Here is a 24,995-nt window from a genome sequence, read left to right as displayed (position 1 = left end):
TCATGGAGGTAGCATCGCCCAGATTCCCCCATTTCAATCCCATTTTGGTCTGATTTTAACCGAAGCCTCCCGGAGGTATCTCGAGAACTTAAAGAGAATTTCAATCCCATTTTGGTCTGATTTTAACCTACCAGGTCCTAGAGGCTGCATGGCACGACCCATGATTTCAATCCCATTTTGGTCTGATTTTAACACATCCCCCTCCCCATACTTCTCCCTGAGAACATCCATTTCAATCCCATTTTGGTCTGATTTTAACGGTTGGTTCTGGCGGTAGTACTTGAGCAGATTTCTAATTTCAATCCCATTTTGGTCTGATTTTAACATGATGTCAAGGAAGTAGAGCTTGTCTAAGAGCTCCTATTTCAATCCCATTTTGGTCTGATTTTAACTCATATCCTCCTCTTCTTATTCACCATCCACATAGCATTTCAATCCCATTTTGGTCTGATTTTAACATGTGTTCGATGCGCTGCACATGCACATCTGTGAGATTTCAATCCCATTTTGGTCTGATTTTAACCCCTGGAAGACAGGGCCTATGAGATCATGGAAGATCATTTCAATCCCATTTTGGTCTGATCTTAACGATAGTACTCGAAGGCTTTCTTCTGCACTGCGCTTTCATTTCAATCCCATTTTGGTCTGATTTTAACCCTGATGAATTGATGACCTGGCGGAGAACATCATTATTTCAATCCCATTTTGGTCTGATTTTAACGAGGCCCACGCCCAGAAACTCATCCAGAGGATTCTGATTTCAATCCCATTTTGGTCTGATTTTAACGCATCAACCCCTCCACTGAAACGCTACTTCCAAGATTTCAATCCCATTTTGGTCTGATTTTAACGGGGTTGGTTCTGGCGGTAGTACTTGAGCAGATTTCTAATTTCAATCCCATTTTGGTCTGATTTTAACTTAGCGTCGAAGACGTTAAATCATTCGCAAGAGACAAATTTCAATCCCATTTTGGTCTGATTTTAACCAGTCCTCCTCCATGAACTCCTGGAGGGTGGTGTGAACATTTCAATCCCATTTTGGTCTGATTTTAACCATATAAAGGATAATCAAAAACAAACCGAAAATCCTATTTCAATCCCATTTTGGTCTGATTTTAACAGAAATGGAGGTGGAATAAATGATACCACTAACCAAAATTTCAATCCCATTTTGGTCTGATTTTAACCTGCTGGGTGGGGTGGTATCCCATTCCCCCTGATCAAATTTCAATCCCATTTTGGTCTGATTTTAACTTATAAGTCACATGGGGGGGATGTGAAGAAACAGAGATTTCAATCCCATTTTGGTCTGATTTTAACCCAAGTAGAGAGGTTATGAAATCAGTAATAGCCTCAATTTCAATCCCATTTTGGTCTGATTTTAACAAACCCGCAGACCCCGCAAGAAAAGGCCTGGGAAGAATTTCAATCCCATTTTGGTCTGATTTTAACATGATATAGAACTCATTCCTTTCTGCTATCTCATCATATTTCAATCCCATTTTGGTCTGATTTTAACTTTTCGGGGTGGTCGGGTGGTATCATGTGGATGATCATTTCAATCCCATTTTGGTCTGATTTTAACAAGCAAATTGGTAGTATTTACATACAAATTCCCCTTTATTTCAATCCCATTTTGGTCTGATTTTAACACACAAGTACCGGAAGACTGTGGATGATGTGCTGAAAATTTCAATCCCATTTTGGTCTGATTTTAACTCGCCTGGGAGATGGCGAAGTCATACGCACTAACATATTTCAATCCCATTTTGGTCTGATTTTAACAGGGCTTGGAGGGTTTCGCTGCGCTTCTCAGCCTCTTATTTCAATCCCATTTTGGTCTGATTTTAACCATTGGTGACATATACGCAGACAAAGCCCTCTACCAATTTCAATCCCATTTTGGTCTGATTTTAACCTAATCACCAAGAACCCCCCAAGCGTCTACTATGAAGATTTCAATCCCATTTTGGTCTGATTTTAACATGTCAGAGGGGGGGTGTGAGGGGATGAACAAACCATTTCAATCCCATTTTGGTCTGATTTTAACCCTCCGAGAGGACCTGAAGGAGAGGATATAGATGATCATTTCAATCCCATTTTGGTCTGATTTTAACGAATTAAGCTGAATAAGTGAATCAATATCTTCACTCATTTCAATCCCATTTTGGTCTGATTTTAACTGGGGGGAGCCTGTGGAAGGTGGAGACCCTCCAGATGATTTCAATCCCATTTTGGTCTGATTTTAACCTACTACGAAAAAGAAACCATAGAAGGCCGCGTGGAGAATTTCAATCCCATTTTGGTCTGATTTTAACACCGTGTACCCGATCTCGCGGAGGATGACAGTGAAGATTTCAATCCCATTTTGGTCTGATTTTAACTGACTCTAGAGGTTTTCAAGGACATGGAGAGGAGATAATTTCAATCCCATTTTGGTCTGATTTTAACATATGCACGCAGATACCAGCTCATGAGCCTCCTCGCTGATTTCAATCCCATTTTGGTCTGATTTTAACTCAAGCACCTGGATTGGGATGGTGTGAAGTGAAAGAATTTCAATCCCATTTTGGTCTGATTTTAACATTTTGGGTTCGCGGTTGTTCTCTTTCTTGAAGAGGTATTTCAATCCCATTTTGGTCTGATTTTAACAATGGGATTGAAATGTGTGTCTGTCTTCGTGTCCGTATTTCAATCCCATTTTGGTCTGATTTTAACTCATCACCGCCCTCAAGGGCTTTTTTTTCTTCTATGAATTTCAATCCCATTTTGGTCTGATTTTAACATGGGCAGTCATTGAACTGCCCATCGACAGCGCAGAATTTCAATCCCATTTTGGTCTGATTTTAACATAAATAACGTAGTATTTCATCAGAGAAACTATGAGATTTCAATCCCATTTTGGTCTGATTTTAACGTTCACCGGTCTGCGGGAGAATGATTTTTCCATAAGATTTCAATCCCATTTTGGTCTGATTTTAACCTTCCTCTGCATCCCTGACCTCCTCTTCTATCAGTATTTCAATCCCATTTTGGTCTGATTTTAACCAAGTCACTGGGGCGGCGTCCGACTCCACCCCGACATTTCAATCCCATTTTGGTCTGATTTTAACTCGATGCGGACCATAGCAGCTTTACGAACGGTTTAAGATTTCAATCCCATTTTGGTCTGATTTTAACACATGGAGCCCCACAGGGGTCCCATCTGATGGAGATAATTTCAATCCCATTTTGGTCTGATTTTAACGAGGAGGAGGCCAAGAAGAGGAGGCGGAACCCCTTCATTTCAATCCCATTTTGGTCTGATTTTAACGGTTTAAGCATCTGGGGTGGGGTATAGTCTCCCCCATTTCAATCCCATTTTGGTCTGATTTTAACCTCTCTGATCTGGCTGCGAGGGCCTCGGTATCCCGTATTTCAATCCCATTTTGGTCTGATTTTAACCCCCTCCCAGCCCTGAAGTATGACTATAAGGGTAGTTATTTCAATCCCATTTTGGTCTGATTTTAACTAAATTAGATAAGAGCATCGTGAACCTGTTAAAAGAATTTCAATCCCATTTTGGTCTGATTTTAACATAACAGTAAAGGCGAGCTATTCGGGTTAGCCCCAGATTTCAATCCCATTTTGGTCTGATTTTAACAGACGGGAATTGATGGGTACACCCTCAAAAAAATAAAATTTCAATCCCATTTTGGTCTGATTTTAACGGAAGGCGAGGACCTCAGTGATGAACTCCCTCCGCCATTTCAATCCCATTTTGGTCTGATTTTAACCCCACTTGTTGTCATTCTCATGACTGCAACATGATTATTTCAATCCCATTTTGGTCTGATTTTAACCGTCGAAACAGAAAATAAAAAGACAGTGACATACAGATTTCAATCCCATTTTGGTCTGATTTTAACGGGTTAAGGTTCATCAGCAGGGCCCCGTGCAGGCGTTATTTCAATCCCATTTTGGTCTGATTTTAACTCTCACGCCTTTATACTCGAATTCATTCAGAAATACATTTCAATCCCATTTTGGTCTGATTTTAACATAGTGGAAGCCCAACCCCCCGTTGCACTATCCAGATTATTAAATTTCAATCCCATTTTGGTCTGATTTTAACTCTGCCTTGCGAGTGCCCCTGAGAGTAGCTGATTTAATTTCAATCCCATTTTGGTCTGATTTTAACAATGGGCGGCACAGCAGCCAGTATAATGCTTTCCTATATTTCAATCCCATTTTGGTCTGATTTTAACGTACAACTATGCACCCTAACGAAACGAAAAAGAATAAATTTCAATCCCATTTTGGTCTGATTTTAACTCATTGAAGAGGAAATCAGAGAACACAGCCCCTATACATTTCAATCCCATTTTGGTCTGATTTTAACAACCTCCTTGTATAGTTTCCTGCTGTAGATCACCAATTTCAATCCCATTTTGGTCTGATTTTAACTGAATATTGAAACGTTCAAGGACATGCTGAAAAGATAATTTCAATCCCATTTTGGTCTGATTTTAACCCCTGAACCCTTGAATGCGAGCTCAACCCGTTTCCATTTCAATCCCATTTTGGTCTGATTTTAACCGGAACCGCCTTGAAGACTGATGATATGCTGAACTATTTCAATCCCATTTTGGTCTGATTTTAACCTGAAACCGGTGCTGGCCTGCCGTGTTCCTGTGCTGAATTTCAATCCCATTTTGGTCTGATTTTAACGTTACTAGGCAGTCTAGGATAATAGCATCCCTGCAGATTTCAATCCCATTTTGGTCTGATTTTAACCCTCTGATTTAACCGTGAATGTCTCCTTAATCGCCCTATTTCAATCCCATTTTGGTCTGATTTTAACACTATGTTGAACTCAGCAGTTTCAACCCGAAAATTGAATTTCAATCCCATTTTGGTCTGATTTTAACCCCGTCTCCTCGACGAGGAGACGGATACATTTGAGGATTTCAATCCCATTTTGGTCTGATTTTAACTAACCACCGGGGGCCTCATCACCTTCAAAATCTCATTTCAATCCCATTTTGGTCTGATTTTAACGCAACTCTTCATATGGTACCCGTACATCACCTTTTAATTTCAATCCCATTTTGGTCTGATTTTAACTAGAACATGATCCTTCACCTTCTCCTGCAAGTCCTATTTCAATCCCATTTTGGTCTGATTTTAACACTTCACTGATTACCTTGGAGTATTCCCTTGCCTGTGATTTCAATCCCATTTTGGTCTGATTTTAACACTCATCAGGCTGTTGCTCATCTCACGTGATGCTGATTTCAATCCCATTTTGGTCTGATTTTAACAAGACGAGGTGGTTCATGATGGATGCAACTGAAAACATTTCAATCCCATTTTGGTCTGATTTTAACCCTCTGCAATCCACGTGTCGCCTTATCGACTATCATTTCAATCCCATTTTGGTCTGATTTTAACATATCAGCCACATGCCTGTACAACCCCCCTGCAGTCATTTCAATCCCATTTTGGTCTGATTTTAACTTAGGAGGGCCTCCCTGAGGCCCTCATCATCATATGATTTCAATCCCATTTTGGTCTGATTTTAACGTAGGGGTAGGAGATGATGTTACCCTCCTGTTTTTGATTTCAATCCCATTTTGGTCTGATTTTAACAGGATAGGATCAGAGTCTCGGAGAAACTGCTCAGGAATTTCAATCCCATTTTGGTCTGATTTTAACGAAATCGGGCTGTGCCCCTGACTTCCCATCTTCTTTATTTCAATCCCATTTTGGTCTGATTTTAACAGGATTTTGAGGGCTTCGGCGTCGTCACCGAAGACCTCAATTTCAATCCCATTTTGGTCTGATTTTAACGAAACTGCTGAGTTCAACATAGTATGACACCGTTGACATTTCAATCCCATTTTGGTCTGATTTTAACTAAAAAGGGGTGATGCACACCATTTTCATTGATTTTTTATTTCAATCCCATTTTGGTCTGATTTTAACCCACGGGCTTCGTTGACACTCCACTCGCATTCTATGATTTCAATCCCATTTTGGTCTGATTTTAACAAGGAGAAGTTATTCGTTAAGGATAATCCGTTTTTAATTTCAATCCCATTTTGGTCTGATTTTAACAATCGTAGCAGTGAGATCGATACTGACCCGTTTTTCAATTTCAATCCCATTTTGGTCTGATTTTAACCAAAAACAAACCGAAAATCCTGCAAAGAACAATAAACATTTCAATCCCATTTTGGTCTGATTTTAACAGAATGATCTTGCCAACACCACGTATTCTGAGTTGAATTTCAATCCCATTTTGGTCTGATTTTAACACAGACGAAAGAAAAGTAGAGCTCCCATACGAAGTAATTTCAATCCCATTTTGGTCTGATTTTAACCCTGGCAAGAACAGGACTGGGGGAGCATACTCATATATTTCAATCCCATTTTGGTCTGATTTTAACTGGATCACGAGGGGAGAAAATACCTCACAGTGATCCATTTCAATCCCATTTTGGTCTGATTTTAACTTATTCGGGTAAATAACCCCTCTTAAATCATTTTCAATTTCAATCCCATTTTGGTCTGATTTTAACATTTGCGTATCAACTCTTCAAATGCAACATAATAACATTTCAATCCCATTTTGGTCTGATTTTAACTCAACCGGATCAGGGACTCCAAGATTCTACACAATAACATTTCAATCCCATTTTGGTCTGATTTTAACCAATATTTTTAGAATAATTTACATTTAATATCCAATATCCATTTCAATCCCATTTTGGTCTGATTTTAACATGCAATAAAAACAGACATATCAATAATAAAATACATATTTCAATCCCATTTTGGTCTGATTTTAACGCTCCACAGTGCATCCGCATCATTCTTATCAGCATCATTTCAATCCCATTTTGGTCTGATTTTAACCAGGAATTGATCAGCGATATAATTGATAGTATAAACATTTCAATCCCATTTTGGTCTGATTTTAACTAAATGACAGCAATAAATATTTAATTAGATTTAGCATTTCAATCCCATTTTGGTCTGATTTTAACTTTTGTTTTTGTTGGTTTTTATTGGTTTTTGTTTTATTTCAATCCCATTTTGGTCTGATTTTAACAGATGACTATTAAGATGCCATCCGCCATCCTTGAGGATTTCAATCCCATTTTGGTCTGATTTTAACAGGGCGGATTTTTTCTTTATTTGACCCCTATCGTTCTGAAATTTCTCCTCTCAGACTTATAAATCTGTCGATCCCCAATAATGCAGTTCATTTATATTGACAGACGACTCCCTGTAAGGCTTCATAAGTAAAAAATAAAGATCATAAACTTTTAAAAAGATTATAATCGAAATTTTAACAGGATAAAAATTCAAAAATCAAATATAAAGTCTTTTAATGATAAAAGAAGCTTAAAATAACATATAGTTATTATAAGACAACGTTGAAAAACCTGTGAAAAACGAACCTCTAAAAAGGCTCTGAATGGAAATAAAAAAGATATAAAGTATTTAAATGATAATTTGAAATTTTATAGCGTGATATAAGTACGATAAAATTTTTAATGTCTAATTTTTATAGTTAAATCTATAAAAAATCATTAAAAATCCTGAAAAAGCCTTATAATGTCTCAAATTATAAATCAGATGATTTAAATGCCCTTAAATAATTAAATGAGATACTGAACCGCTTGAAAGATACGCTACAATAAAAAAGAAGTTTGATGCCTATAGATTCTTTCAAGATGGGCTGTAAATCTACAATGCAAAAACTAAAACTTTCATAGGCCCTCAGAAGCATCCTCATCCATCAGAGCCTACAGATTGATTTTGCATCTACAGTCAGTCACTATGCAGCTTGCCATTGCAGGAAAGCGTTGGAGACTTAATTTTGCATCTACAATGAATCTCTGAGTGCAGCCTTAAACTAAAAGACGTCTTAGATGCCCTGATAGCGTTACCACTACAATGAATCCCTATGCAGCCTAAAACCTCTGCAGGAATAACTGACAAATCATAATCTTGAACTGTGGGTGAATTCTTCTCCGGAAGCCTTTCAACTGCAGGAATAACTGACAAATCATAATCTACAGGTTATATCGACTAATCAATGATACACCATATTATAAATAGCACCAGTAGAATAAGGGCGCCCAGAGGGTTTAAAATAAGAGCAATCAGAAACCCAATTACAAGAGCAGTTTCGGTTTTCACCAACTGGAAATCCTCCAAAAAATTGAATGTATAAATAAACCTCATTCACTTTCTGACCACAGGACCCCCATCAAAAAAATATCAAAGTTCAGGGAAAGTGGCATCCTCTATCTTTGAGTCTATCTTATCATCAATGACGCGTGCATATCCAAGTACCCTTTCATAAAACCTCAGGTAATCATCCTCTGTAACCGAATCAAGACCATGGGCCATTATGGAGTAATTACGTATCTTAAGGAGATCCATTATCTCCTTATCCTCCTTGAAGATCTTCCCAATCTCATGACCTTCACATTCAAGTAACCTGTAGGCATTCTTAAGGGCCACCTGGTTCTTAGCGCCAAGTTTAAGTGTTGACCTTGTACTCAGGCTGTAATTTTCAGGGTTCAGGCTGTCGGTTTCATCACCATACTTTTCCTCAATGACTATCTGCGCTATCAGCTCAAGTGCACGGTAGAGTCTGGCTGCAGCATCATCATAACGCCCCTCAGAGGCTCTGCGCTTAGAATTAGCAAAAAGATCCGGGAGGAATGGTCTGTACCTGAATTTTCTCCTACCGTTACGTGAACTCACAATCGGACCCAGTATCTTTTTATTCCTTTTCAACACATCCTCAAGTTCCTCAAGTTCCTTTACCTCCTCACTTTCGAGGCACTCCATTGCCCTCTCATGATTAAAGAGGTCCCAGTGCAGATACGCCTCTGTCAGCTTGATGTAGGCATCCTTTCTCTCATGCTGAACAATTTCATTGAGGACATCAAGGGCTGTTTTAAACCTTCCAAGGTTGAAGAGTTCCCTGAACCTTCTTATTCTGAGTTTATCATAGATCTGGTACACATTCTGTTTTATCATCGTCTCTGTGCCGCTCTGTACTGTCCCGTTTTTATCCCTGAAACCTGATATCACTGAAAGTTCCTTTTCATAGAGGACTGCCATTATGAAGGCTATTGATGTCATCGTCTTGGTTCCAGAGGTATAGTCGACTATTATCTCATCATCACTGTATTTTTTCATCTGCTGGTCGATACTGCTGAACCACTCGTCCACACGGTCAATATCATTAACCTCAATGAACTCATATTCTGGTAGGTCCTTACCCTCCCGCTCTGCTTCCTCTGATATGTATTCAACTGTTTTTCTGCTCTTATCAGATCCAAAGAAGATGACCCTGTCCGGTCTGTTGTAGTGTATTGAACTTAGAAGTCCATGTGCCAGGCTTCTCACCCTATCCTCAGAGTCCCCGACACCGGTCCCCACTGTCATGAAGAGTATCCTTTTAGTCATTGAAGATCACCTTAACCCAGCCTGGAGGTATTTTACCGTTTATAAGTTTCCTTGTTTTTGGGAATTCGTATGAATATGTTCTTCTTCCTGCAAGTTTCCTTATTGAGTCATAGGTTGATGGGTCCTCCTCCTTGAACCTCAGGGCAATTGTGGTTGCAAGGAATCCGCTACCGTAACCTATCCTCATGAGGGGAGTTTTGGGGGAGTTGATCTTCCTAAGTTTTCTGTAAAGTTTCTCAAGGAAATCTATGCTGTATTTTGACGCAAATTCGATTTCATGTTCAATGTAGTCCCTGCTGAAGTCATATAATGACTCAATTACTGTTTCTGGATCTGCAAGCTTCTTACGATCCCCCAAGCCGATGTCATCATATATCCCTGTGTAAGTTGACCTAATCTCAAATTCCAGTTCTTTGCGGGGGATAAATTCAAGATGGAGCGGGAAATTTTTATATCCAAACGAACCCCTTCCAGCATTTAGAACTTTCATTTCATGTAGATAGGGAGTTTTAACTGTGCTGGTATCAGTGACCTGCAGGAACCTCATTACACTCTTCTTTGCAGCATCTCTGGATTCCGCTGAGAAGAATCCGTTAATGATGCTCTTTAAATCACTGTATCTTCTTCTATTGATGGCATCTGAAATTCTTTCAAGATCCGAGTTCCTGATGTGGTGGTAAAGTATTGCTGTTCTTATGGATCCCTTGATTGATGAGCCTGGAATGTAGAGTTTATCAGAGGTTTTGATGTGTTCATTGACCTCTTTTATCTGACCCGTTTTTGTCTTGAGAATTCCTTTGTATCTTACAGACTCTTTTCCCGCCTTTTTAGCCGCTGGAAATCCTTTAAAGAATCCATCAAGGTTGAACTCAGGTGTTGTCAGATTATGAAGGAACTTCTCACGTGTTTTCTCATCAAGTTTGGAGTATAGCTTGGTGGTATCGACCCGTGTGAAAATATCAAGTTTCCTCTTACCGGACTTACCCTTTCCTGTGTAGAATTCCTGTGGCCCGTATTTTAAACCGTTACCGATGTGAACAGGGGTTATCACCTTAAGAGTGCATTTCAATTAACCACCACCCACTGTAAGCTTGTATGCCAGTCCATATTCCACTGCAGACTTCCCTGCCCTCACTATGGTCCCATAGTACTCCCTTCCTGTGTCCCTGAAGGTTGAGCCCTCCCTGAAGAATCTGACCCGTCTTCTTATCTCACCGTCAGGGCCCCGCCCCCTTTTTGATCCGAGTTCAAACCATGCGTCAGCACCCAGTGCCTTGACCTCATCAGGGGATGGTATGAACCTTGAGAGGGTCAGGAACCTGTCGCCTCCGTTGTCCTGGAGTCTGTTTTCGGCAATTTCAAAGGAGAAGTGTCCCTTCCCTGTTGAGACATCCGGTCCCATACCCCTGTCAGAGAGAAATTTCAGGGCTGATTTAAGGTATGGTCTGAATGATTCATCCCTGAACTTCACAAGGAAGAATCTTCCCATGTTATCATAGAACACCCTTGTCATGTGGAAGATGTTCTCTGTTTTTCTCTCGATTCTGTTTACAACGTTGTGTGGCTCCTCGAATTCCTCTTCACCGAATTTAAGGTCCAGTTCACTGTCAAATAGGAGGCCCCTGTAGACCCTGTAATCATCGATTGACTCCACAATATCTGCCTCTCCGATTTCCCCTGATATCCAGTCAAGAAAGATCTCCTCCTGGATGTGGGACGTCTTTTTGTATTTCTTGAATTTCTGGGGGTCGTATCTCTTCTCTGGTTCTGTTATGATTTTAGGGTAGAATCGCACCCTTTCATCGTCATCGATGTAGGGGAAACTGGATGATACCAGGAAGGGTGGGTCGGAGGTGAAGAGGTCCATTATGTCATCCAGCTCGTCTGGATACAGCTGGCTGAAACTGTGGATGATGGCGCCGAATATGGTGTCCGATGAGAGCTCAGGAAGGGAGGATTCTGGTTTCAGGTAGACGAGCATTTAACTCACTCTTCAGGAAGCTGGATATCTGCAAGGGTTTTGAAGTTCCCCAGGGTGTTTTCACCGGCCTCTCCACGGTAGTATTCAGAGGGTCTTTCTGTGATTGTTATGTCCCTGAACTCCACCTTACCGTAACCCCTGGTTCCGCTACCACCGAGGTAACTATCCTCAAGGAGCCTGAGTCCCTCAAGGACTACGCCAAGGTTGTCACTGTCTCCCTCATATTCGCTTACTATTATCTCAAATTCAAATTTGGAGCCCCTTGGAACCCGCTCCTGGTTTCTGGGATTTGCCCTTGAGGTTATCCTGTCAAGTGAGTTCTCATACTTAAGTTCAGCCCCCTCAACAACATCACTGCTTTCATCCCACATTTTCAGGGTTTCCTCTGTTGGGAAGGAATCCCTTACTATTATCCTTGTAGGGCCTGAAACGCTGATGTTATCTGCGGCACTTCCAAATACCCTGCAGACCTCGCATTTTCCACACTTGCATGGACCCCCATTGGTCACCCTGTCAAGTGCAAGCTCAAGGAGTGCCCTCATCTTTCCCTTGATTGATGAACCTGGTATGTAGGGAAGTCTTGTTACCGGGTCCCTAATTATGACGTTGTCTGAGCCGCCAATTTCAATTGAGTCCTTTGAGCCCCCGATATGGAGACCGGTACTGCAGATGATTTCTCCGGAGATCACATAATTTTTCTGGAATTTCATTTAAACACCCTCATGATGTGTAAAATTTATGATAGGCCACTATTGATTCGAGAAAACTTACAAAGACCCTGAAGTTTTCGAGTTTTTCCTTATCATCTCCCCTGTCAACCTTATCCATGATACTCATCATTATATCATAGAAGCCCTTCGGTATTAGGTCCCTTCCACGGGCGTTTGCAAGCTGGGGCTTTAGCAGGTAGAAGTCAGCCTCTATATTCTCCCAGGAAGAGGCATTTTTCTCCATGTTCCTTATAGCCCCGAAAAATTTTCTGAGCTGTGTGGTCTTGAGATTTTTATTTGCCTGGGCTATGATATCCGCATAGCCCCCTGTATCTGCGTATTTTTTCACCTCAAGGTCGCTGAGCTTTTCAAGCGTACTTATATCTCTTTTAACATCCTCAATGCTCATTGAATTACTCATGGCCTATCACCACTTCTTGTTCTTAAACTGACCCATGAAACGGGTATCCTGATCCATGGGATGAAATTGATGCCCTCCCTGAAGAGCTCCCTTCTGAGCTCCGCATCGGATATGTTTCTGAGTTTATAGACATAGTAGGGCACATAGTCCTTTCTGGAGAGTCTTATCTCCTGGCACCTCAGCCAGCTCTCATCATCCCTGATATCCTCATGGAATGTGGAGTCCCACAGTTTCAGGAGGGAGTATATGAAGCTCTTGGATAATTTACCGTCTTCATGGAGTTTTTCAAGTTTCAGGCCAAATTCAAGGAGGTCGTTGAATCCCTTAAACCTGTCTGTGTCCCACTGGACCGTCTCGCCAAAGAGGGATATTTTACCCCTCCCCAGGTCCTTTGATGTTTTAAGCTGCCTCTCTGCAATTTCAGCTGCCTTTCCTGCAGGGAATTTATGTCCGCCCATGAATATTCCGGCTGAAACATCTATGGATGGATTGGAGCATGTCCACTCCCTGAATTCGTTTCTGAGTCTCCCTGCGAATTCAACAATGTCATCGTACGGCCCGAATACCAGTACATCGTCCCCTCCAGAGTAGGTTATATAAATTGATGGAATGGAGTTTTCCTGGCATCTTTCACATAGACCCCCCCTGTATATTGTCCCGAGAGAACTTTTTATCTCAACGAGATTACCCCTGCAGCTGTCACATGGATCCATTGTGAAGGAGAACTCGGATGCAACCTGGTTTATGTAGCCAAGAAAGAAGATGTCCAGGAATGAACTCATGGTTGAGATCCTTGATACTGACCTGTCCGGGAGGCCCTCTGCGAATATCCTGCCGAGGTTGTCCACGTCCATCTTGAGTGCTGCCAGTTTATCTACGCCCCTGGCTGTGGATGCTATCTCTGTGAAGTCCAGTGCCCTGAATCTCGAACCCTCACTGACAGCCGGGACCGTGTTACCCATTAGGCTGAACCCGAATGACACGTTATCTGCCTGGATTCTATCCCTGATTTCAAGGAAGTCTGTGCTGTTGAGTCTGAGAACATCGATTCTATGATTTTTGGATGCAAGTTCATCTATCCTTGAAATCACTGTTTTGGAGTTTTCAAAGAAGTAGGATATTCCTGCTTCACTGAAATCCGCGTCCACTGTACTGTAGACCCGTATCATGTAATCTGCATTGGCTATCCTCGCCCCGAGTTCCTCATGGGATCTGCATGAGCTACATATTGTGGCGGCTGATGGTAGGGCGCATACAGCGCAGGTACCCTCAGGTGGTTCGGCTTCCGTCCTGAAGTACTCCTCAAGAAGTCCCCTGAACTTTGACCTCTTATTTTTAAGGTTCTCTGCTGCAAGATCATCCAGCACAGCCCCGAAGTCCTTGAGTTCCTCAGGGCCCGTTTCCCTCACCGCAAGTGCAAGGTAGAGTTCCCCGTTGAATGCCTCTATGAACCTCCTGTTAACATCAATGGAAACGTTTTCAATTATCTCCTTCATCCTTTCAGTGTTGGGGAGGGCCAGTGTGAAGTGGCCGCCACCGCAGAACAGTATGTTTGCCTGGGAGAGACCAGCATCAGAGATTATCCTGTTTGCAGCCGCATCTGTTATCAGGCTTATTGAGAGGGATCTTCCCCTCAGCCTCTTGCTCATACCCTTCTGGGCCTCCTCAGGTGACGCCACGCCTGTTATGAAGTTCTGGATACCTGATATATCCCCTGATACTATGAGGTATGGTTTCCCTTCCCCGCCATCCTCTCTGTGGAGGTAGAGGCAGCCAGCCAGTGCAGCGGTGGTTTTGAGGTGGTCGAAGAGTGATATGTCGGGTACGCTCATGTAGACTGCTGATGGCATGAGTGAGGTGTATTTTTTCAGTAAATGGTACATGGTGTTAATATCCATTTTCCCGTGTTCAGCCATCTCCTCCGTGAAGAGGTTCCATAGGCGCCTGTATTCCTTTTCAAGGTTCCAGCCCGACATCACGGCCTTTCTGAATCTCTTGGGTTTTATCATGTCGAGGTTGGAGGGTCTGAGTTCCATGAGAGGAAGATAGTATTCATCCTGTGTTTCCCTTTCCTCTTCTATGCTGACCTGTGAAAACACCGATATGAGGGGGTGTTCCTTAACCTTCCTTTTTGATTCTGATTTACGCCTTTCACTTGCCGAGTGGTGGTCCGCATCCCTTATTATCCTCGCGTACTCTGAATTTCCTGATTTTGATGGGTTGTGGTGGTAGAGTACAAGGTCCTCTATGTCCTTCCCTAATCCATTTTCATCCACGAATGTCGCCGACCACTTGCCATGTGCCCCTGTCTGTCCAAAATCGGACTGGGTGAGGCCTGCATATTTTTCACTGTGAGGTAAAGATGTTCTCTGATAAAATTTACCTATATCATGTAGAAGGGCAGCTAGCTGTATATCCTCAAGTTTCATGTAGAACACCGGAAAGGAACATTTTAATGTAGTTGAAATTATGATAAATATATACTTTCCCATTACACATTAAATGAAAAAGTTTATAAATGGTTTTGTATGGTGCCTTAATCCAGCTGAGACCGGGACCAGCAGATAACCCCCAATTTAACTAAAGTATCACATCAAGCCTGGGCTGTTGCCTACCGTCGGGGCTACAAGCCACCCCCCAATTTAACTAAAGTATCACATCAAGGGGAGATTTTTCCACACCAAGAACATTTCTCTTGACCGCACTCTCTGACCTGAATGAGTATATGACCACTGAGTCCCTATCCTCATCTATGATCCTCTTAAGGTTCATCTCTATGCGTCTGAACTGGCTCCCGGTAACTTCACCCTCAAATACTGAGTTCTGGACCCAGTGAAGTTCTGTCCTCAGGTAAGACTTAACCCTGTTAACCCTCTCCACTCCAACATCATACACTATCAGAAGATACATCCTACCACCACATCACGAAAGGCTCATAATTCTTCTGGCCTATGAGGTGCTTTATCAGTTTATACGCCTCTAGTCTTATGAGGCGCCTGTAGGATACCTTTCTGCCAAGTTCCCTGTGTTTAACCGTTTTTCCGAGTCTCCTGTCATACTCTGCAAGGAATTTCCTTTTTCCTGAGTCGTTGAGAAGACACTGATTCATCCCATGTTCAAAGTCCTCAATCTTAATCGCCCTCTTCTTGATTAAGGAGATTATCATCCTGTCAATTATGGTTGGCTTGAATATCTCACTGAGGTCAAGTGCCAGTGAATACCTCCGTTCAAAGGGTTCGTGGAGATAGGAGATGGTTGGATTTAACTGTGTATTGTAGAGTTCAGTTATGACGGTTGAGTAGAGGAGGGAATTCCCGAAGCTTATCATTGCATTAGTCATATTCTCAGGGGGCCTCCTTGTCCTCCTCTCAATCCTGAATCCCTCAGGGAGTATCCCGTCGATGGCCCTGTAGTAGTCTGATCGTATCCTTGCCTCGACATTCATGACCTCTGTGATTGAGCCTGCTGATTCAAGATCCCCCAGTGTATCGGATATGCCATTCTCAAGGCCGTAGTACCCCAGAACCCTCTTCATGTTGAGTGCGGCCCCGCTTACAAATGATTTTGCAAGTTCCATTCTCCTCTCATGGTCAAGGACGTGTTCAGCCTGTTTAATGATGATGTCCCCTGAGAGCAGTGTTTCACGGGGGTAGAAGCTACCGGTGTAGAATCCATAGCGGTTGAAAAAGTGTACAGGTATTCCCTCCCTTGACAGAAGGTTCAGAACCTGGGAGGAGATGCTGAGAGCCCCATATGCGTATATGGAGTAGATCTTGTTTATTGGCAGGGGTCTCTTTGAATCCTTGTTTAAAAAATACACTGTATTCTCCTTTCTTTTAAGTAACCCGTCCGTTGTCAGGTAATAGTTCCTTCTTGTCATGATACCTCCAGCAGGATCAGAGATAATCCTGGTTATATTCAGATTCAGCTGATAGGAATCAGATCAGCTATTCCTGAGGTTATATTCAAATTTCAGTTGGGATCAGATCCAGCAAAGTTCAAAGTAGGCACAGCTCCTGCAGATGGGTTTCCTCTGGGGCGCTGGAGGCGGCCCCCTTATTATCCCATCGATATCCTTAATCACACTTTTAAGTTCCTCTTCGTCCTCATCACTTAGCGAAACCTCTGTTCTCTTTTTGAGGGCCGGATAATCAATGAATCCCTTCAGATTCTCTATCCCCTTCACATGTTTAAGGTAGAAAAGGTAGTAGAGGAGCTGGAACCTGTGGGCATCCTCCATGGTGTTGCTCTTTTTAACCTCATGGACCTCAAGACAGTCCTTCCTTTTAACGAAGTCGGCGGCTATGAGGTCGTCTATTATGAGTTCCTTCTTCTCACGGCTATATGATTCCTCATGGAGGAGCCTCCCAAGTTTAACGAGCTCAGATTCCCTCTCCATCTGAATGTTGTGGGAGAAGAACCAGAGTTTTGTTCTGCAGATGAAGTAGTAGTTTATCTGCAGCCCCCGAACAGCTGGATCCCCTTCCAGTTCAGAGATCATGGTCATTTCCATCACTGGAATATGATGATTCTACCTGCCAGGGCCAAACTCAGTGGATCACTAGAATATGAATGATGATTCATCCTCACCGAACACACTGTCAAGTCCAAGTTCACCTATGAGTTCAACTTCCTCATCGTCAATATTGCCCCATATGTAGAATCCCTTGAATTCCCCGGTCGTCCTGCTCCAGAAGTCGCTCTTTTCCTCATAGAATACCGGTACATTGATGGAGTACTCATAGAGGACCCTCCGGAGGTCCCACATGGTGGTTTTCTCACCTGTTCTCTCCTCAATCTCAGCCAGTATATCCTTCCAGAGCCTGTAATCTCCCTTTATGAGTTCAGCGAAGGCCAGTTCTATTTCAGATTCTGAGTAACGGAGGACAGCCTCTGGTATGAAGACCTTGTAGCCTGCCATGTTCCTGAAAAGGCGCTGTGCCTGGGTTCTCTTCTCAACCGTGAAGTAGTCCAGATCAGATAGTATCTCATCTATCCTGTTTTCGTAGACCTCTCTGAGGCTAAGGCCATTGAATTCCTCCCTGAAGACGTCTTCAATCATGTTTTTTTCCATCTGATAGTCAAGGGCCCTGCCCTCATATCCCCTGAGAACCCTCCGGGTTGCATCCACAACCTTCTTATCGTATATGAGTGATGTCCTCCTGTCTGTACCTGTGAAGACGATTATGTTGGGCTCAGTGGAGTTATAATCCCGGTCCCTGTTCCTGTAGATCCTGCCCCATCTCTGGATCTGGCTGTCTATGGTTGAGATCTCTGTTATCATGACATCGAAGTCCAGGTCAACCGAGGCCTCTATGATCTGGGTTGATATCACCATGAGGCCCTTATCTTCCCTCTGTTTTTCCTTTATTTCCCTTATCCTCCGTGATTTTTCCTTCTCAAGGAGTCTTGAGTGGAGGAGGTAAACGTGAGGGTCATCGGAGTATTCCCTGTAAAGTTCAACCGCCTTCTGAACATTGTTCACAACTATCAGGATATTTTTACCTGCGTTTTCCTCAATTAGTCCATCAAGTTCGCCTGAAACCTCCAGTTCGTCACTGAAGAGGGGTTCGTCCATCAGTTTGAGGACGTGCCTCCTCATGCTGAGGTTCTTTATTTCATCCTGCCTGTTGATGGTTGAGACGTCAAGTACCTGGAAGTCCATGGCATCAAGGAACCTCCTGAAGTAGGGTGGGAGGGTGGCTGTCATGACCAGTATGCTGCCGTCGAGTTCACTTATCATCTGCAGGGTCTTGATGATAACAGCGGCCATTTCCTCATTGTAGGTCTGCACCTCATCTATAACAATTGAACTGAATGGATAGGCTGAGATCACCTTGTCTGAGCCGAAATAGTTGAGGGAGGTTATCAGGACCTGGTCTGGTGTTGTGAGGAGTACGGGGGATGCCAGGAGCCTGGCGGAGGTGAGCATTCCATCAAGGTCCGTGTCCCGTCCCCTCCTCTCCTCCCGGAGGTACTCTATGAATGCTGTTGAATGGAGTATATCAATCTCATCAGGACGGAAGTATCCGTCGGAGTCCCTCAGTCTCATGAATATATCGTTGAGGGCAACCCTCAGTGGGAGGGTGTAGATGAATTTTCTTCCCCGGCGTGAGGCCCATAGGAGTGAGAACTCTGTTTTCCCGGAACCAGTGGGCGCCACCAGAACAAGTCTCCCTGAATCTCCGAAATCGTTAATTAAACCTATCTGCCAGGGTTCTCCCCCTATTCTTGATTTTATTTTCTCCTCAATATCCTGGAAAACCTCTTCAGTGAACATTTCAATGTCAACGCCGGCACTTGCTGAGTAATCCGCCTTTCTGAGCAGCCCTGATATTACAAGAAAATCCAGAGAGTTTTCTTCAGGTTCATAGAGAACCGCAAAGTCGGATATGTCATCGTCATATTCCCTTATCTTTGTGAGGAGGATCTCTGGCTTATCAAAGTCCATTGTAGTTTTTATCCTTGCCACCGCTGAACCTATGAGGTAAGACGGGATTGAATCCTGAATGTAATCCAGCAGGTCCTCCAGGAACCTCTCAAGTTCATCTCTCCTTTCAATTATGAATGAGAGGTAGGTCTCAAAGGCTTCCCTGTATGTGAATACGAGTTCCATGAGGTCCTTCTCGTTAATGAAGTATTCATTATAGTGGTGGAGCAGTATTGCTGTCCTCATCACAGCGTCATTTTCATCATTCCCCATGAGAAATGTGCTCCATATTATGGAGATTATCTCATGTCTCGGGGACCTCTTCAGCTGTTTGAGTGGTGAGAGGAATTCCTCTAGGACTTCCCATTCACCCTTTTCATCGCCCCTGAGTTTCTTCTGGAAGTTGTAGTCTATCTTTCCAAGGTCATGTATTATTGCAGCCGCCGCAAGGGCCTCAAAGGTTTCCCCTTCAATCCTGTGGGAAAAGTTCTGCATGTTTTCCCGGTAAAAGTTATGGAAGGCGTCCACCCGGGCCGCTGTCTCCATTAGATGATCCTTTAAGAGATAGGAGGGCTGGTCATCAGATTTTGCCCTTATCAGGTCTATCAGTTCCATTATAGCCACCCGAAATCTGCCGGTATTTTGAAGATTGGTCCATCATCAAGTCTGTAGACCTCAGTCCTTATTGTGTCCCTTAAAAAGAGGACCTGATTCATCCCCGTGTAGATAACTGTCTGGAATGAGGGTATCCTTTCGGTTTCAGGACCCAGTTCAGCCTTATTTGATATTATATTATCACCATTCCTGAAGAGGACCCTCTCCGGGATCGAGTAAACTGGAAATTTCTCATTTCTCAGGGGAAAATGTTCATCGCCACTTCTGAGCTTTATATATGTCGGGTATGTGAGCCAGAGGCTCTTTTTAACCTTCTTATCTTCAGCCTCAAAGTCCCTGTGGATACCTTTTATGAATATAATGTCCTCTGATCTTCCAAGGTAAAGCGTCCTGGAGGGTTTCAAGAGGGCCTCCTCTACCTCCTCAAGGATATCCCCGTCACCCCTCAGAAATATATAGTAGTGACCGTTGAAAAGCTCCTGCTGATATGATGGACTTCTCTGTGATTTTTTATTTTCATTGTAGAGTGGATAACCCTTATTCCATAGTTTAAGTTTACTTCTGTGGGATTTAAGTGAGATATCCCCCATTATGAAGCTCTGGTAGTTCCAGAAGGTGCTCTCAAAGAGGCCGTGGATGCTCATGCTGATCCTGCTGATTTCCTGGTCGTAGTATCTGCCTGTCGCATTCTGCAGCATCCCTATTACAGTTGACTTCGGGCTCAGGGGATATGTCTGGGCGTAGTCAAATGTGAAGGGGTTTCTGAACTGGGCGAAGGGCTGAAAGATCTCAACTGCAAGGGTATCCATCCTAATCCCCTGAATTTCTCTTTAACTCTATGGCGGGATCTGTGAAGACGGCCACCTCAGATAATTCACCTTCACCGAATATTTTCTCTACGAATTCCTCCACATTATCCATTTCCCGTGTTTCTGCATCAAGACCGCTTACTTCAAAAACAGGTTTCCTCTGTTTGTTTGTGACATGTTTAACCCTGAGTATTCGGCCCTTATCTGTTTCCTGCTCCTCTATTTCATCGTACTCTTCCTCTGTGTACTCATCGAGAAGGGCTATCCTGTCCTTGAATGTCCTGTAGGGTGAATCCCTGTAGAGTCCAAGGACCAGCAGTTTGGGGGATAGATCCTCATTACGGGCCTTTATTGTTCTTTTAAGATTCATCACAGTCTTTAAAAGGCTCCTGATACGTTCCTTTATCTTTTCCTCATCCTTGAGTCTGTATCTTACCCTGTAAACCTTATCTATCTTCTCAAATTCAAGTAATTCGACCTTTTCTGACTGGAATATCTCCTTTTTATTCTTCTTTCCCTTTTTAAGCTGGATAAGGAGACCATCACCATCGAGGCCTGATATCCTCTCAATTCCTTCAAGTTTGTATTTGCCCTCTGCAAGTGTTACGTCGCTGCCCTCAGCAATGTAAATTTCAATCTCACCTATACTGTCAACATCAACAACAACTGAGTACTGGTAGAAGGTTTCATGTTCCTCTGCTGTGAAGGGGTTGGGCTTCATTTCACCGTGGCGCTTGCGCATGCGGTTCGCAAGACCTATATTGGCGTTGAAGTGGGCATCATACATGAAGGGTGTCATTGAAACCGCGTGACTCACCTTCACCGGGGCCGTCCTGAAGTTCTGTGGGGTTGTTTCGGTTATGAGGTAGCCGAAGAGGTCAAACTCAGGATACTCAAGTATGTCCCCGGTTAGTAGGAATTCTGTGGCTGGCTGTATAACCGTGCTGTCTCCCTTACCTGATTTAATCAGGTTGCTGGCATCTGCAAGTTCAAATAATCCCACCTTCTCTGCGGTATCCAGCATGCTGTACCTGAGGGCATACCTGCTCACCAGTGTGTACTGGCGTCCATCCCACTTAGTTATCTTCTTGAGTTCCTGGTAGTTTCCGCTCCCCTGGTCATAGTTGAGGGAGTTTCCATAGAATACAAGATCCAGTACGATGTGCCTTGACATTTTATTCACCTTTATCTGCTGCCATAATACCAATGATTATTGAGTATGCCACCTTCTCAAAATTTTCAGGATTCAATGGGTAGACCCATTCAAGTTTTCTGCAGAGTTTTCTGACATTTTCATCTCCTTTTTTTGAGTTCAAAGTCCTCAGAAGGAACGAGAAAAAATCTGACTGGTTATTGACCCTTGCCGTGTTCAGAAGTTTATAGACCAGGCGCTGTCTGTAGCTTTCAGAGCCTATATTCTCAAATGCAGACCTTGAATATTTCTTTATCTGCCAGTAGTCCACCTCAGAGAGGGGTTTTAACTTTTTATGCATTATCTGCCTCCTAAAAATCCTGTTAAAAGAGCTGCAGCGTAAATATCCCATGTCTCATCATTCTGAAGGATCCTGTTAAACAGGTAATTCTTGAGCCTGTGAAATGCCTCGTTTTCCTGCATCAGGATCTTCAGAAGAGTATTCACAAAGAGGTACCTGTTATTTCTCCTTAGAATTGACATTAGATGATTTAAGGTATTTTCCCTGGTGTTCCTGGGGATAAGTTCAGTAACATTTCTTCGGGCCGTATTCATCTCCCCATATGCTTCCTTTATCCTTAAGACAACCTCTTGCATTCTCGGTGAAATTTCAATGGGATCCTCGAATATCCTTGGGTTTAAGCCAGAGAACACCTCCGAGTCTATCGCCAGAGCATAGATGAGTGGCTTGATGCTCCTCTGGCTTGTCCTGCCGCTGGCCCTCATCACAAGGTGGCGAATTACCAGTGGCTTCAGCGGTTTATTCTGGATTAAATGCTCAAGAAGCCACACGTACTCTGACTTGCCCAACTGCAATGTATGGTTGATGTTCTCCCTTATCACATCATCAAGAAGGATTGCTGCATGCATCTTTGAGATCCCTATGTACTCAACATCCATGAATCGCTGGGTCTGGCTGTTAACGTCCCTGTACTTTATGATGTACATATTTTCAAGGGCCCACTCAGATTTCAGTTCAATGAGGGAATCTATGATCTCCTGCCATGTAACCCTCAGGAGGACACTCTGGTCTTCTATCTTTGATTTTCTGATTCTGAGTTTCCTGTTGACCCTGTAGGTTACATCAAGGTCGTTTGAATAGAACAGGACATAACCCAGTCTGTTGAAGAACTCGAATGCCCTGTCAAATGATATAAGGTACACAAAGAGGTATTCGCTGAAACTTTTCAGGTGCCTGCTTGTTAAGGGGGCGTAGTAAGTGTTTTCCGCCTTTTTGTAGGATGTTAAAAACTTGTTGATGGTCTTATCCACCTTTTTAAGTACTTCAAGGTCTTCGACCCTGAAACTTATGATATCAAGGAGGCTCTCCTTCTGTTTCTGGTGTGTGGCCGAGTACTGGAAGAACAGGAAGTTCTTATAGAACTTGTTATCTATGGGAAGCCTGTAGAATAGATCAAGGTCCTCTGGAACCCTCTCCTTACCAACAACGTCCCTTTTCCATTTTTCCTCAAGCAAGCCCCTGAGATTCAGAAGACAATCCCTGTACTCCTTAAATGAATATGAAAACTCTTCAGAGAATTCCCTGAGGTCATCATCAGTTACTGAAAGGACTTTAGCAATATCATCAGGTTTGAATCTTTTGGATCTGTGTCCAAGAATCTTATTTAAATCATCTCTGTGCTTCTCAACCAATTTCTTCTCAAGTTCATCAGTATCCTTTTTAATTGAAGTTACAGAATTTCTTAAATCTGGGGGTAATTGATCAACGCCATTCTTCTTGAAGAGCACTGCTTCAACCTTTCTCTCAACCCAGACCTTCATTGCAGCCCTTGTAATATAATTATTCCATGTGAATTCAAAGACTTCCTCTCCAGATTCCCAATCAGAGTTCAGGATTTCACCTTTGAATTCGTTTATCAGATCTTTTGGGACCCTGGAGTGATCTGTGGCCTTCCTGTTTATCTCGCTGCAGATATATGCAAATGGAAAGAGGCCAAAATACAGTATTTCCTTCCTTCTGGCAATTTCCCTGATTTCCTGAAGTTCGATGCCGTATATGTCCTCAAGGACCCTTATAAACCCCAGTATCCCTGAGTCAATGAACCAGTTACCTGTAAATTCAAGTCCGGATTCTTCTCTGAATTCAAAATTCATGATGGAACCACCATTCCAAAACCCATACTGTTCTTTTCACCAAATCCACAATCATAGCCGAACTCTATAAGTCTTGGATCGCCCTCTATCCTGAATTTCATGTGATATGCCCTGTGGTAGGTCTCGGCGTCCTCCTTGGGTATCATGATCCTCTTCCTTTTTATGGACCTCTGGTATGGGATGACCCTGAGGTACTCGTCACCATCGTAGCCGCCATGAAATTCTGTGTATTTTCTCAAAAGGTTTTTCTGGAGGTTATCATAGAATTTCAGGTCATTGGGGTTCACGTCCCACTGCCTCAGCACCCCATCCTCCTCCTTCACCGTCTTTACTATGATTGGTGAGAGTGTCCTGAACTTCATGTTCCTCTGAAATTCTGGTGGATTCAGAAATTCAACATACTCAACATTAACCCTCCTCCTCAGGAAATCAATCTCCGGTTTATCTATGAAGCCCTCCACAAGGCTCTTGATAAGCTCAACATTGGGTGAGGATATGAAGAAATAGAACCGCCCATCCTCTGATAGAAGGAAATTTTTGAAGGCCTTCCTTCTGGGTATGCTGAGCTGGGAGAAGGTGAAGAACTTGAAGCCCCTGCCACCGTGAAGCTGACTTGCAAGGTCAAGATCAGCTATCCTCCTGTAGATGATCGCAGAAACAACATGATTGTAGTTGTAGGGAATCTTAAATGGCCTTTTATCTGATTTTAACTCTATTTTGATCCTTAATTCAATACCCCCTTTGATGTCAATGTCTAGTGTTGACATTATAGTATATAAATTTATCCATTTTTGTTTTGGTAATAATCTCTATGTATGGAATCAAGGACTAACAGAGAGGCTGGACAGACAATGATCAGCTCATGGTAACAGCCTGAAAAGCCAGTATATTTACTGAATTAAAGGGATGTTAGATGTCTTCATTCTATGATCATCCAGAATAGCATGGCTACTGGTTATTCACATCCAGGGTCGACCGTTACTCTGAGCTTAAAAAAATGATGAAGTATTGTGGAGCGCTGATGAGAATGTCAGAAGGGGCGATCTGATTTTTCTTTGCATGGCTGCGCCCCGAAAGGTACTGAATTCATCATGAATGTGACCACAGACCCCTACGATGATCCCGGTATCAGGAAGAGGTGGGGTGACCCTGCAGTAAAACTCAAAAAGATTATAGAAATTCCGAATCCTGTGAAAATATCTGAAATGAAGAAAAGGCAGTTCTAAGTGAATGGATCGGAGTCAA

The 24,995-nt window shown here is 42.9% G+C and carries 15 protein-coding genes and 1 CRISPR repeat array (1 of these 16 only partly in view); all 15 genes read right to left on the bottom strand.

Annotation, left to right across the window (positions count from 1 at the left end; all coding sequences use genetic code 11):
* Positions 1-7,162: direct repeats of the CRISPR family, unit length 30 nt; unit sequence ATTTCAATCCCATTTTGGTCTGATTTTAAC; it reaches 1,979 nt to the left of the window's first position.
* A 1,112-nt stretch (positions 7,163-8,274) separates the two neighbouring features.
* Positions 8,275-9,477: a TIGR02710 family CRISPR-associated CARF protein gene (locus FVF72_RS06205; protein ID WP_147671509.1), complete on the bottom strand. Its 1,203-nt coding sequence runs from the start codon at positions 9,475-9,477 to the stop codon at positions 8,275-8,277.
* Positions 9,470-10,546: a type III-A CRISPR-associated RAMP protein Csm5 gene (gene csm5, locus FVF72_RS06200; RefSeq protein ID WP_147671508.1), complete on the bottom strand. Its 1,077-nt coding sequence runs from the start codon at positions 10,544-10,546 to the stop codon at positions 9,470-9,472. Before csm5 ends, FVF72_RS06205 begins: the two co-directional genes overlap by 8 nt.
* The gene (gene csm4, locus FVF72_RS06195; protein WP_147671506.1) at positions 10,547-11,458 is read right to left on the bottom strand and encodes a type III-A CRISPR-associated RAMP protein Csm4; all 912 of its coding nucleotides are present in this window, start codon (positions 11,456-11,458) and stop codon (positions 10,547-10,549) included.
* Positions 11,459-11,463: 5 nt separating this feature from the next.
* Positions 11,464-12,168 (bottom strand): type III-A CRISPR-associated RAMP protein Csm3, encoded by a 705-nt coding sequence (csm3, locus tag FVF72_RS06190; RefSeq protein ID WP_147671504.1) that lies wholly within the window; start codon positions 12,166-12,168, stop codon positions 11,464-11,466.
* Positions 12,169-12,178: 10 nt separating this feature from the next.
* On the bottom strand, positions 12,179-12,589 hold the full coding sequence (gene csm2, locus FVF72_RS06185) for a type III-A CRISPR-associated protein Csm2 (RefSeq protein ID WP_147671502.1): 411 nt from the start codon (positions 12,587-12,589) through the stop codon (positions 12,179-12,181).
* A complete protein-coding gene (gene cas10 / locus FVF72_RS06180; RefSeq protein WP_187239620.1) occupies positions 12,586-15,018 on the bottom strand; it encodes a type III-A CRISPR-associated protein Cas10/Csm1 in 2,433 nt (810 codons plus the stop codon). Before cas10 ends, csm2 begins: the two co-directional genes overlap by 4 nt.
* A gap of 217 nt (positions 15,019-15,235) precedes the next feature.
* Positions 15,236-15,499: a CRISPR-associated endonuclease Cas2 gene (gene cas2, locus FVF72_RS06175; protein ID WP_147671499.1), complete on the bottom strand. Its 264-nt coding sequence runs from the start codon at positions 15,497-15,499 to the stop codon at positions 15,236-15,238.
* Position 15,500: 1 nt separating this feature from the next.
* Positions 15,501-16,469 carry a type I-B CRISPR-associated endonuclease Cas1b gene (gene cas1b / locus FVF72_RS06170; protein WP_147671498.1) on the bottom strand — a complete coding sequence of 323 codons (969 nt, stop codon included), beginning with the start codon at positions 16,467-16,469 and terminating at the stop codon, positions 15,501-15,503.
* Positions 16,470-16,571: 102 nt separating this feature from the next.
* Positions 16,572-17,102, bottom strand: coding sequence for a CRISPR-associated protein Cas4 (gene cas4, locus FVF72_RS06165; RefSeq protein ID WP_255503664.1), 531 nt, complete (start codon positions 17,100-17,102; stop codon positions 16,572-16,574).
* 48 nt (positions 17,103-17,150) lie between these two features.
* On the bottom strand, positions 17,151-19,634 hold the full coding sequence (cas3, locus tag FVF72_RS06160; protein WP_147671497.1) for a CRISPR-associated helicase Cas3': 2,484 nt from the start codon (positions 19,632-19,634) through the stop codon (positions 17,151-17,153).
* Positions 19,634-20,443, bottom strand: a complete 810-nt coding sequence (gene cas5b, locus FVF72_RS06155; protein WP_147671496.1) for a type I-B CRISPR-associated protein Cas5b — start codon at positions 20,441-20,443, stop codon at positions 19,634-19,636. The genes cas3 and cas5b overlap by 1 nt, the downstream gene beginning before the upstream one ends.
* Position 20,444: 1 nt before the next feature.
* Complete coding sequence (cas7i, locus tag FVF72_RS06150; protein ID WP_147671495.1) at positions 20,445-21,617, bottom strand: type I-B CRISPR-associated protein Cas7/Cst2/DevR; 1,173 nt, start codon at positions 21,615-21,617, stop codon at positions 20,445-20,447.
* 1 nt (position 21,618) lies between these two features.
* Complete coding sequence (locus FVF72_RS06145; protein WP_147671494.1) at positions 21,619-21,936, bottom strand: hypothetical protein; 318 nt, start codon at positions 21,934-21,936, stop codon at positions 21,619-21,621.
* Positions 21,936-23,750: a hypothetical protein gene (locus tag FVF72_RS06140; protein WP_147671493.1), complete on the bottom strand. Its 1,815-nt coding sequence runs from the start codon at positions 23,748-23,750 to the stop codon at positions 21,936-21,938. Before FVF72_RS06140 ends, FVF72_RS06145 begins: the two co-directional genes overlap by 1 nt.
* The gene (cas6, locus tag FVF72_RS06135) at positions 23,747-24,517 is read right to left on the bottom strand and encodes a CRISPR-associated endoribonuclease Cas6 (RefSeq protein ID WP_255503663.1); all 771 of its coding nucleotides are present in this window, start codon (positions 24,515-24,517) and stop codon (positions 23,747-23,749) included. Before cas6 ends, FVF72_RS06140 begins: the two co-directional genes overlap by 4 nt.
* Between the last annotated feature and the right edge of the window lie 478 nt (positions 24,518-24,995).

The sequence above is a fragment of the Methanothermobacter sp. KEPCO-1 genome (assembly GCF_008033705.1).
Classification (GTDB): domain Archaea; phylum Methanobacteriota; class Methanobacteria; order Methanobacteriales; family Methanothermobacteraceae; genus Methanothermobacter; species Methanothermobacter marburgensis.
Note: the sequence above shows the minus strand (reverse complement) of the source record. Positions and strands in the feature narration are given on the sequence as shown.